The organism is Mucilaginibacter frigoritolerans, assembly GCF_007830615.1.
Taxonomy (GTDB): domain Bacteria; phylum Bacteroidota; class Bacteroidia; order Sphingobacteriales; family Sphingobacteriaceae; genus Mucilaginibacter; species Mucilaginibacter frigoritolerans.
In genome coordinates this window covers 245654-257225 of the sequence record NZ_VLLI01000004.1, presented here as the reverse complement: position 1 = coordinate 257225, position 11572 = coordinate 245654, and the positions used below count along the sequence as shown (strand labels likewise).

8 protein-coding genes are annotated in these 11572 nt (G+C 42.9%); 5 read left to right on the top strand and 3 right to left on the bottom strand.

The genetic code is table 11. The features are described 5' to 3' along the window. Positions 1 to 229 precede the first annotated feature (229 nt). The 3 genes from JN11_RS08735 to JN11_RS08725 are packed head-to-tail and all read left to right on the top strand — an operon-like array spanning position 230 to position 5534. Positions 230 to 1540 carry an MFS transporter gene (locus tag JN11_RS08735; RefSeq protein ID WP_144911715.1) on the top strand — a complete coding sequence of 437 codons (1311 nt, stop codon included), beginning with the start codon at positions 230 to 232 and terminating at the stop codon, positions 1538 to 1540. A gap of 5 nt (positions 1541 to 1545) precedes the next feature. After that, positions 1546 to 2649: an endo-1,4-beta-xylanase gene (locus JN11_RS08730; RefSeq protein ID WP_144911714.1), complete on the top strand. Its 1104-nt coding sequence runs from the start codon at positions 1546 to 1548 to the stop codon at positions 2647 to 2649. Between the two features lie 17 nt (positions 2650 to 2666). Continuing rightward, positions 2667 to 5534, top strand: coding sequence for a glycosyl hydrolase 115 family protein (locus tag JN11_RS08725; RefSeq protein ID WP_144911712.1), 2868 nt, complete (start codon positions 2667 to 2669; stop codon positions 5532 to 5534). A 93-nt stretch (positions 5535 to 5627) separates the two neighbouring features. Here the strand turns inward: JN11_RS08725 and JN11_RS08720 are convergent, their stop codons facing one another. Then, on the bottom strand, positions 5628 to 6446 hold the full coding sequence (locus tag JN11_RS08720) for a polysaccharide deacetylase family protein (RefSeq protein ID WP_144911710.1): 819 nt from the start codon (positions 6444 to 6446) through the stop codon (positions 5628 to 5630). A gap of 1 nt (position 6447) precedes the next feature. Further along, positions 6448 to 8415, bottom strand: coding sequence for a sialate O-acetylesterase (locus JN11_RS08715; protein WP_144911709.1), 1968 nt, complete (start codon positions 8413 to 8415; stop codon positions 6448 to 6450). A 435-nt stretch (positions 8416 to 8850) separates the two neighbouring features. On the opposite strand from JN11_RS08715, the gene JN11_RS08710 reads away from it, so the two are divergent. Next, positions 8851 to 9435, top strand: a complete 585-nt coding sequence (locus JN11_RS08710; RefSeq protein WP_144911707.1) for a Crp/Fnr family transcriptional regulator — start codon at positions 8851 to 8853, stop codon at positions 9433 to 9435. A 72-nt stretch (positions 9436 to 9507) separates the two neighbouring features. Next, positions 9508 to 10503: a quinone oxidoreductase family protein gene (locus tag JN11_RS08705; protein ID WP_144911705.1), complete on the top strand. Its 996-nt coding sequence runs from the start codon at positions 9508 to 9510 to the stop codon at positions 10501 to 10503. An 88-nt stretch (positions 10504 to 10591) separates the two neighbouring features. On the opposite strand, the gene JN11_RS08700 is transcribed toward JN11_RS08705, so the two are convergent. Continuing rightward, complete coding sequence (locus JN11_RS08700) at positions 10592 to 11572, bottom strand: alpha/beta fold hydrolase (RefSeq protein WP_246138969.1); 981 nt, start codon at positions 11570 to 11572, stop codon at positions 10592 to 10594.

Genomic DNA, 11572 nt, shown 5'->3' with positions numbered 1-11572 from the left:
TTATTCTTCGTATATTCCTATATATTTGTAATCGATTGCTTAATTTAAACAGATGAATTATTCATCTTTATGGAGCAGTAAACTTTCCGTGTACGTTTACCCGGATTGGGCCAATTTGTTTATAAACCAATAAAATTTATCATCCGCTCCGGATTAAGGTCCTCTGCTTTGCTGAGTATCTATGGAGAAAGGCAACTTTTGTTTTTATTACCATTAATAACAACACAGCGTGAAACCAAGCAACACAGGTAATTACCGATGGACAATATGTGCGCTGGTATTTTTTGCCACCACTATAAACTACCTGGACAGGGCGGTAATCAGTTTGTTAAAATCAGATTTAACCAAAACATTTAACTGGAATGATGGTGATTATGCCAATATTGAAATTGCCTTTAAAATTGCTTATTCTTTTGGGTTATTAGGTGCAGGCAGGCTCATTGATAAGTTAGGCACCAAATCGGGTTACTTTCTGTCAACCTTTTTATGGAGCATTGCTGCGGTTTGCCATGCCCTTGTTAAAAGTACTTTGGGTTTTGGTGTGGTGCGTGCAGCATTGGGCTTAAGTGAAGCAGGCAATTTCCCGGCGGCCATAAAAACTGTTGCCGAGTGGTTCCCCAAAAAAGAAAGGGCAATGGCTACGGGGATATTTAATTCAGGTGCAAACATAGGGGCCATTGTTGCACCTTTAACTGTCCCTTTTATTGTGGTAGCCTGGGGCTGGCAATGGGCCTTTATTATAACCGGGGCAATGGGCTTTTTATGGCTCGTTCTCTGGTATATTTATTACGATACTCCTTCAAAACAAAAACGCCTGTCGAAAACAGAAGCTGATTATATTAATGGCGATGGCAGCCAGCAGGCAGAATCAGATGATAAATTAGATGACCAAGAAAAAGTATCATGGTTTAAGTTATTAAGCTTTAAACAAACCTGGGCCTTCTCAACTGGCAAGTTTTTAACCGATCCTATCTGGTGGTTCTACCTGTTCTGGCTCCCCGATTTTATGGAAAGTGAATATGGCTTAAAAGGCACAGCCATTGCCTTACCTGTGGCGCTGGTTTATACCATGTCGGCAATTGGCAGTATTTTGGGCGGATATTTACCTAAATATTTAATTGATAAAAACTGGACCGCATTTAGGGCGCGCAAAACATCAATGCTTATTTATGCTATAGCGGTAATACCCATTGTATTTGCGCAGTTATTAGGAAGCATTAACTTATGGCTTGCGGTTATTATTATAGGTGTTGCAGCAGCAGCTCACCAGGCCTGGAGCGCTAATATTTTTACCACCGTTTCTGATATGTTTCCTAAAAAGGCTGTTGGCTCGGTAACGGGCATTGGCGGCATGTTTGGGTCAATTGGGAGTGTTTTGCTATCTATTATGGTCCAAAAAGGCCTTTTTGTACATTACAGATCAATTCATCAAATTGAAACCGCCTATTATATTATGTTTTTTATATGCGGCAGCGCCTACATTTTAGCGTGGCTGCTTATGCACACTATAGTACCCAAGTTTAAACCGATAAAATTTTAACTCATATGAGTATCAATCTAAAAAAAATAAAACAGCTTAGTCTTTGTATAATACTACAAGGTGGCTTGCTGCTCAACAACAGATCAACAGCCCAAACTGTTCAATCAAAAGGACTGAAAGATTATTACAAAGATTATTTCCCTATTGGTGTGGCTGTATCACCGCAGTCACTTAAAGATCCGCAGCAGGCAGCATTAATATTGAGTCAGTTTAATAGCCTTACTCCCGAAAACGCCATGAAGATGGGGCCTATCCATCCTGAAGAAAACCGGTATTACTGGAAAGATGCTGATTCCATAGTGGCCTTTGCACAAGCGCATGGCTTACGGGTTCGCGGGCATAATTTATGCTGGCACGAGCAAACGCCCGATTGGTTATTTAAAGGTGCCGACGGCAAGCAGGTTACTAAAGAAGTGCTGCTAAAACGGTTAAAAGACCATATCACCGCTGTGATAAGTCGCTACAAAGGTAAAATTTACGCCTGGGATGTAGTAAATGAGGCCATTGATGATGACAACAGCAAGTTTTTACGTAACTCACTATGGTACCAGATCTGTGGAGAAGATTTTATTGTGAAAGCATTTGAATATGCCCATGAAGCCGATCCAAATGCAGTATTATTTTATAACGATTACAATACCGAGCGTCCTGAAAAGCGCGAACGCGTTTATCAACTGTTAAAAAAACTGGTAGATGCCAAAGTGCCTATTAATGGTGTTGGATTACAGGCACACTGGTCAATTTATGAACCCGATCAGAAAGATTTGATCGAAACGATAAAGCGGTTTTCATCGCTGGGCATAAAAGTACAGATCACCGAGTTGGATATTTCTATTTACCCGTGGGAGAAGAATAAAAGAAGCCTGCGCCCGGGGGAATCGGATGCCTATACAGCCGATCTGGAGAAAAAACAGGCCGATAAATATGCGGAAGTATTTAAAGTATTCCGCGATTATAAGAATGTTATTAGCGGCGTTACTTTCTGGAATATTTCGGATAAACATACCTGGCTGGATGAGTATCCGGTTATTGGCCGTAAAAACTATCCGCTATTGTTCGATCAGAATTTTCAGCCTAAAAAAGCGTATTGGCAGGTTGTTAACTTTTAACCTTAACCTTCAGCAAAATGAAAAGTCATTTTTCTTTAATTGCACTGGCGCTGTTTATTACGGTAAGTACCGCAAAAGCACAAACGCCGGGAACAGCCTCCTACATTTCGGTTAAGGATGCGCCGGGCTATTTCCGCCTTTCGGCAGATGGGCTATCGGCACCGCTTTGCAGCAGTGAAACAGAGTATCCGGGTGTTATCAGGGCCATAAAAAGTTTGCAGACTGATATTAAATACGTTACCAATGCCGAGCCTCAGTTGATAACAGGTAATCCGACGAATGCCAAACAAGTAGTGATAATTGGTACTATCGGCAAAAGCGCCCTGATAGATAAACTGATAAAATTCAAAAAGCTAAATGTAAGCACCATTTCCGGCAAGTGGGAAGCCCATATTACCCAGGTGGTGCAAAACCCGTTGCCGGGCGTAAGCAAAGCATTGGTAATAGTGGGTAGCGATAAAAGGGGAACCATTTATGGCATTTATGACTTATCGGCACAAATTGGCGTATCGCCATGGTACTGGTGGGCCGATGTGCCTGTGAAACAGCAAAACAGCTTATACGTTTTACCGGGTGCTTATACTGATGGCGAACCGAAGGTGAAATACAGGGGCATTTTTATTAATGATGAAGCACCGGCATTTTCCGGCTGGACGAAGGAAAAATTTGGTGGGGTAAATCACCTGGTTTATGAAAAAATGTTCGAGCTTATTTTGCGTTTAAAAGGAAATTACCTGTGGCCCGCCATGTGGGGCAATGCTTTTAATGATGATGACAAGCTGGACCCTGCACTGGCTGATGAATATGGAATAGTGATGGGTACCTCGCACCATGAACCTATGGATCGTGCACAACAGGAATGGAAACGCTGTGGCACCGGTGCCTGGAATTATGATACCAATGGCCCGGTGCTACGCGATTTCTGGAAAAAAGGGATCGAGAACATGGGCACCAAAGAAACCATAGTAACCGTAGGGATGCGTGGCGATGGCGATATGCCAATGACCGAAGGCAGCAATATTAAACTGCTGGAAAAAATTGTAAGCGACCAGCGACAGATTATTGCTGATGTAACCGGGAAAGATGCCTCAAAAACGCCGCAAATGTGGGCTCTTTATAAAGAGGTGCAGGACTATTACGATAAAGGTATGCGTGTACCCGATGATGTTACCCTACTGCTTTGCGACGATAATTGGGGCAACATCCGCAAGCTTCCCAAATCAGGCGAACAGCCGCGCAAAGGTGGCTATGGTATTTATTATCACTTTGATTATGTTGGTGGTCCGCGGAATTATAAATGGCTAAATACCAACCCCATCAGCAAAACGTGGGAGCAAATGCATCTGGCCTATGAGTACGGCGCCAAACAGGTATGGGTAGTAAACGTGGGCGATTTAAAACCTATGGAGTTCCCGATCAGCTTTTTCCTTGATTACGCCTGGAATCCTGATAAATGGCCGGCCGCCAGATTGGATGAATACACCAAACTATGGGCCGCGCAGCAATTTGGGCCTCAATATAGCAGCGAAATTGCCCGCATCTTAACCCTATACACCAAATATAACAGCAGGCGCAAACCCGAATTACTGGATCAGAACACCTATAGCCTTACCGATTACCGCGAATTTGAAACCGTGGTAAACGAGTACAACAAATTACGGAATGAAGCGCAGCAACTGAATGATAAGATAGACCCGAAATACAAGGATGCTTATTACCAATTAGTACTGCACCCGGTGGAAGCTTGTTCAAACCTTAACGAGCTGTATTTTGCTGCCGCGAAGAACAAACTTTACGCCATACAAGGTAGAGCCGCCACCAATATAATGGCCGATAGCGTGAAACAATTGTATGCAAAAGATTCTGCCATATCGCACTATTATAATAAAGTAATGGCCAATGGGAAATGGGACCATATGATGGATCAAACCCATATTGGCTATACCTACTGGCAGGAACCCCGTGTAAATAAAGTACCTAATGTAACTACTATTGACCTGCCCGCCACGCCACAAATGGGTGTAGCCATAGAAGGTTCAGCTGCCTGGTGGCCGCAGGAACAGGCAAAAGCTATACTACCCGAATTTTCGGCAGGTGGAAAGAGCCACTACATAGAAATATTTAACCGTGGACAAGGTTCTTTTGATTTTACGGCTACTTCGGCAGCCCCCTTCGTAAGTATTAAACCACAAAGCGGCCATGTGAGCAACCAGCAACGGCTTTGGATAAATATTGACTGGGCAAAGGTCCCGACAGGGATACAACACATACCGCTTACCATTACCGAGGCCAACGGTGATAAAATTATTATTGAAGCAGTGATCAACAATACGATTCCTGCTAATACTCCCGGATTTCATGAAAATAATGGCTATATGTCCATCGAGGCTGAGCATTATACAAAAGCGGTAAATGGTGTTGATGTAAAATGGGTGAAGATTCCCGATTATGGCAGAACGTTATCCGGAATGATGCCATCGCCGGTAACAGCAAAAAACCAGCAGCCCGGTGGTAACAGTCCTCGGCTTGAGTATGAAATCAATCTGGTTGACACCGGTGTGGTAAAAGTGGAAACCTATATTTCGCCAACCATCGATTTTACCAATACCAGCGGCTTGCATTATGCCATATCTATTGATGACGAGCAGCCGCAACTGGTTAATATCAATGCAGACAAATCAGAAGCGGCCTGGAGTAAGGATGTGAGCAATAATATAAAAGTACTGGTAACCAGTCATCATATTGCTAAACCCGGAAGACATGTTTTAAAATACTGGATGGTGAACCCGGCAGTGGTATTGCAAAAAATAGTAGTTAATGCAGGCGGCGAGAAACCAAGTTATTTAGGTCCGCCGGAGAGTTATTGGGTACGAAGCCCCCTCTAAATCTCCCCCGGAAGGGGAGACTTTAATTTCGCCAACGTTTGTTTCTTTTAAGTCCTCCCCATCCGGGGAGGATTTAGGTGGGGCTTCTCCCAATTACTTCGCCCTATTCTCCGCCTGATAGGCACTGACCTTTTCAGCAACATCAACCATCGGGGCAATCCAGATCTCTTTTTCGTGATCTTTAAGATAATGCAACAGTTTGCTGTGTGCATCCAGACTCTCGTTAATGCTATGACCGCCGCCAACGCCGTGAAACAGAAATACGAGCAGTGTATGGGCTTGTTGTGCTTTTTTCACCAGATCAATCATATAATCGGCGGATTGTCCGCTAATGGCATAGCAATCAATATTATCCAGCTTAACCTCGGCAGCAGTTTGCAGGCCTGAACTAACGCCACGCGCGCCTGCAAAATCTTTCTTCAGTTCGTTATAAAAATAAACATCCCCAATTTTCAGGTCTCCGCAGGGATAGGCAAAAGTTCTTTTATCTTTTCCGTCGATGGCTTTCAGCAAAGTATTATTCACCCTTATTTCGCTTACTGCACGGCTTACAGTGTATTTGCTTAAATCATTATCAGCAGTCACAAAACTCCTACCAGGCAGGCTCCCATCGCAAGGATGAAACAGGGCATGATTGCCCAGTTCATGCCCGTGTTTGGCAGCTAAGCGCCATTCATCAAGGCGCTTATTTACCACCGGTGATGAACCTATTATATAAAAAGTACCTTTTAAGTTTAAGGAATCAAGTGCGGGTATCACATTGTCCAAATCAACATCTATGGCATCGTCATAAGTAAGCACAACGGCGCATTGCTTATTGTTCCAAACTTTGATGCCCGGTGTGTTTTGGGCTTTTGCAAACAAGCCTGCAATTAATAAAACAGTAGCCAGTGGTATAATTTTAATATTCATATTATTTATCATCAGTTTCAAATGGAGAAGCAGGTAAACCCTCATTATTATACAAGTTTGCACCTTCAGGATTATCGGCCCAGGCATACCTTACGTACAACGGGGCATTTACCCTATCGCTATGTACAATAACGGTATTTCCATCGATAATAGCTTTGGCCCAGAAGTATTTTTTATCAGCTCCGGCGATAGCGAAATAATAAAGATCGCCACCTCCCTTCACCATTAAACCACTGCCGATATTGGTAAACGTTAATATAATTTTATCGCCTTCAATTTTATAGGATTGATAAGACGGCCCGGAATATACAACAGATTTATCGCCGTAGGCCAAATGTTCTGCAGCAAGTGCCAGCCTGTCGCCAACATCTTTTTTATCCAGCGGGTGAATATCATTCCATTCGCCCGCATCAATGGTTACGGCCATGGCGGTATTGGCTACTGCAAGTGCTTTACGCTGACTTTCCCGCAACTCTGCCCATTGGCTTTCGGATGGCGAATAATTTACCTCCATAAAGTTGGGCAACTGTACAAATAGAAATGGTACATCGCCCTGCTGCCATTTATTGCGCCAGTCGACTATTAGTGTCGGCAACAATTTCCCATATTCTGCGGCCCGGTTCGCATTGGTTTCTCCCTGGTACCAAACCATGCCTTTAATGGTGTAGTTAATAGCAGGGGCAACCATGGTATTATATAAACCGGTTGGCGAATTCTGCATGGACAGCCCTCCGTCTCCATAGTTACCATCAGTATGAACAAATACCTGACCCACTTTATATTGCCAATCGCCACGCAGATCAATACGCTGTCCGTTGGCATTCAGGGAGTAATTTTTATCGGGCACAAAGCCGCCTTTTCCGGCAGTATTGGTTACCCTTACTACAATTATATTTTTGCCTGGTTTAAGCAATCCGGCAGGCACTTCGTATCTTCTTGGAGGATACTGGTAAGTTGTGGCCCCAACCTTTATCCCGTTAACATAGGTTTCATCAGCATCTACAATACGACCCACAAACAGTTTGGCGACTGTTCCTGCCATGGAGGCAGGCAGATCAATCTCTTTTCTGAACCATACTACCCCGTTAAGTCCTTTCACACCCTGATCTGCCCAATAACCCGGCAGCCAGAATTTATGCCAGCCTTCGGGTACGTAAGTGGTATCATACCATGGTTTGGCACCGGTTAAACCTTTATCAGGATCAGGCGTGGGTTCATTTTTACTGGCGTTTGTCAATGCCGCTTGCTTCAGAGCCAAACGGTTCATATAAGCGGTATCCTTAAAATTCTTAATCATCGTTTCATCATTCGAAAACTGTTTAAAACCATCCTCACTGATCCAGGCTTCAATAGGCGTACCGCCAACGCTTGAATTAATTATACCGATGGGGACGTGGTATTTTTGATAAAGATCTTTCGCGAAAAAATAACTTGCTGCACCAAAGCTGCCAACATTTTGAGATGTTGCAGCAAGCCACTTGCTTCCCTGTGGCAAATCATCATGCAGTTTGGTAACATCAGCCAAAGTAGGGATAAAGAAATTCCTGATTTCGGGATAGTTCGCTCCGGGTATTTCATCGGGATATTTTTCCTTTACCCGCTCAACCGGTAAAACCATGTTAGACTGACCAGAGCAAAACCAAACATCACCAATTAAAATATCAGTTAGTATTATTTCATTGCTCCCTTTAATTTTCATGGTGAATGGTCCGCCGCTTTGTATGGCTGGCAGCCATATTAACCAGTTTCCTTTGGTTCCTGTAATGGCAGCGGCTTTTTTTCCATTAAAGCTGATGCTTACCTTTTCGCCAGGAGCGGCCCAGCCCCATATTTTTAATTTGGCATCCCTTTGTAATACCATGCCGTTGCTAACCAGGGCCGGTAACTTAATAGTAGCATATGATGCCGGTATCATAAAAAATAAAATAAGCAGCAGCATTACAGGAGCGTACCTAAAATTTGATTTCATAAAAATTTTATAACAGGATTTAATAATGGTTACCGTAAAAATACAATTTACGCAATCGATTGCAAAAAATCTTCTGATATGATATGAATACGTTACAAAAGGGCAACCCAGATCTTCTTCGTAATGTCATAGAGTCATGGAAAATGCTTTTTCAATTTCTTTCTCACCTTCTTTGCGCGAAGCGGAGAGAAGGTCGACCATCCGCCTAAAGGCGGAGAACGTCGGGATGAGTCGATACAGTCAATGCATTTACGTTAATGTCGCCCGTAGAATTCACTCACCCGATCTACGCTACGCTGGATCCGCCCGATCTATTGCAAGTAATAAAGAGGGCGGGGAATTAGTTTCTTAATTATACTCTCTTACGCTATGACTAAAGTTGTTCATGAACCCATATTTCAAATTAACCTTACCTTAGCTATCATTTAATAAACAATGCTTTTTCATTTCAGAAATATATTTCCTCAACTAAATCCTTACTGGGATAAATACCTGCCCTTTCAGAAACGGCTGGAAATTCCGCCGAAAACAATTTTGCTGGATGAAGGTAAGGTATCTGAAAATTATTTCTTTATAGAAAAAGGCTGCGTACGCCTCTATTTTAACAACAATGGCAGCGATAATACGGTGCAATTCTTTTTCGAAAACGAAGGGTTAACTTCTCTCGATAGTTTTCTGAACAATACCCCCAGCGCATTCTCTATAGAAACTATTGAGCCTTCTGTTATTTATCAGTTGCCCAAAAAACATGTAAATAAATTGATGGAGGAGTTGAATAACGAGCCGGGCTTTACAAAAATGATGATGCAGGTTATGTCAACGCGGCAAACACATTATATTAATGAATTTGTTTCCATCATCCGTGATACGCCCGAACAACGTTACCAAAATTTATTAAACAACAAGCCGCACATTATTCAGCGGGTGCCACAGCATTACATTGCCTCATACCTGGGAGTGAGTACGGTGCATTTGAGTCGCATTAAAAGCAAACTGGCAAAGGGCAAACTGCATTTCTGAACTTGATAACATATGTTATCGTCCCAAAACTGCTTCGCGATCTAATTTTGTATCAACAAAAAGAAAAACAAAATGAAAGCAGCAGTAATGTATCAACAAGGAGGATTACCTCAATATACAGACTTCCCCGAGCCAATTGCTCAAAATGATGATGAACTATTAGTTACTGTAAAAGCAGTTGCTATAAAACACCTTGATAAAAGCAGGGCTTCCGGCAAACATTATTCAAGCGATGAAAAGGCGACAAGCGGACGTGTAATTGGCGGTGATGGAATTTGCGTACTGGCAGATGGAACAAGAGTTTACGGCATGGGCATTAGTGGTATGCTTGCTGAAAAAGCCACAATCCATAAAGACCGGATAGTGAAAATCCCCGAAGGACTGGATGATGTTAGTGCCGCCGCACTTCCTAATGCCGTTATCGGTGCAGCCATGGGGTTGAAATTTAAAGCAGATATTCAGCCGGGTGATGTGGTGCTGATTAATGGCGCAACAGGTTTTACCGGGCGTGTTGCTGTGCAGATAGCCAAACATTACGGTGCAAAAAAAGTGATCGTAACGGGCAGGAATCAACAATCTCTTAATGATCTTTTGTCGCTTGGCGCAGATGAAACGGTTGGTTTATTGCAGGATGATGAAAGTTTTAAAGCACAGCTTACCGGAATACATTCTCTTACGCCTATTGATGTTATTATTGATTACCTGTGGGGACACACCGCTGAAATGATACTGGCCTGTATAAAAGGTAAAGGTTCTTTTACCAATAAAATACGATATGTATCCGTAGGCAATATGGCTGGCGATTTGATTCAGCTATCGGCAGCAAATCTCAGAAGCATTGATCTGCAGTTAACCGGTTCCGGGCTGGGAGCATGGTCAAAAGCGCAGGTTGGTCAGCTTTTTAGCGAAATATTGCCAGAGATGTTTCAGTTAGCTGCAACGGGCAAACTTAAAGTTGACACTATTAAAGTAAAATTGGAGGGCATAGCCGAACTCTGGAACCTCGATGTACCTAATGGGGAACGTTTGGTGGTGACAATTAAGCCCCACCTAAATCCTCCCCGGTAGGGAGGACTTACAAATAAGTGCGTGCAAAGTTAAAGTCTCCCCTACCGGGGGAGATTTAGAGGGGGCTTACATCATATCATCGCCATTCTTACTTCGGCAATTTCGCCAAAAACACCAGGATATCGTTGCCTATTTCAACGCAATGGGTTTCGAGCGCGAAATGACCAGTGTTATAAAATTTAACTGTTGCATTGGGCAGGTCCTTTTTGTAAGCTTCGGCCCCGGCAGGCAGGAAAAACGGATCCTTATTACCCCATGCAGCCAATAAAGCTGGTTGATATTTTTTGAAATAAGCATGAAACGCTGGATATAACTTTACGTTATTCGCATAGTCTTTCATCAGATCCAACTGAATTTCCACGTTTTCCGGGCGATCCATAAAATGCTGATCAAGTGTATACGTTTCGGGGGCAATCAGGGTGGTGTCGCTTACTCCTTCTTCATACTGCCATTTATTTAGCTTTATGGTAGTAAACTCCTTCAACGCATCACGATTTTGCTGTGATGGATCTTCCCAGTATTTTTGGATAGGGTTCCATGCCGTGCTTAAACCTTCTTCATAAGCATTGCCATTTTGCGTAATAATGCCTGTTATTTTTTCGGGATTAGCCATAGCCAAACGCAAGCCTACCGGCGCGCCGTAGTCAAATATATAAACGGCAAAACGTTTCAAGCCCATTTCGTCAATAAAAGCCTGCATGGTTTTGGCCAGGTTATCAAAAGTATAAGTATACTGACTTCTGTCGGGTGCATCTGAATACCCATATCCCGGCAGATCAGGCGCTATTACATGGTATTTGCCGCTTAGCATTGGTATCAGGTTACGGAACATGTGTGATGATGTTGGGTAACCGTGCAATAATAAAACTACAGGTGCATCCTTTGGTCCGGCTTCGCGATAAAAAATATTTAAACCACCGGCCTTAATTTTCTGGTAATGAATTGCGTTTGTTTCCATTTTATTTTTTGATTGAGATTGATTTATCGATTGGGCTGTCGCAGTTTCTGCCAACAGGCAAATACCGGCTAATCCGGTCAACACTATTTGTATCAATGTTTTTATTTTCAT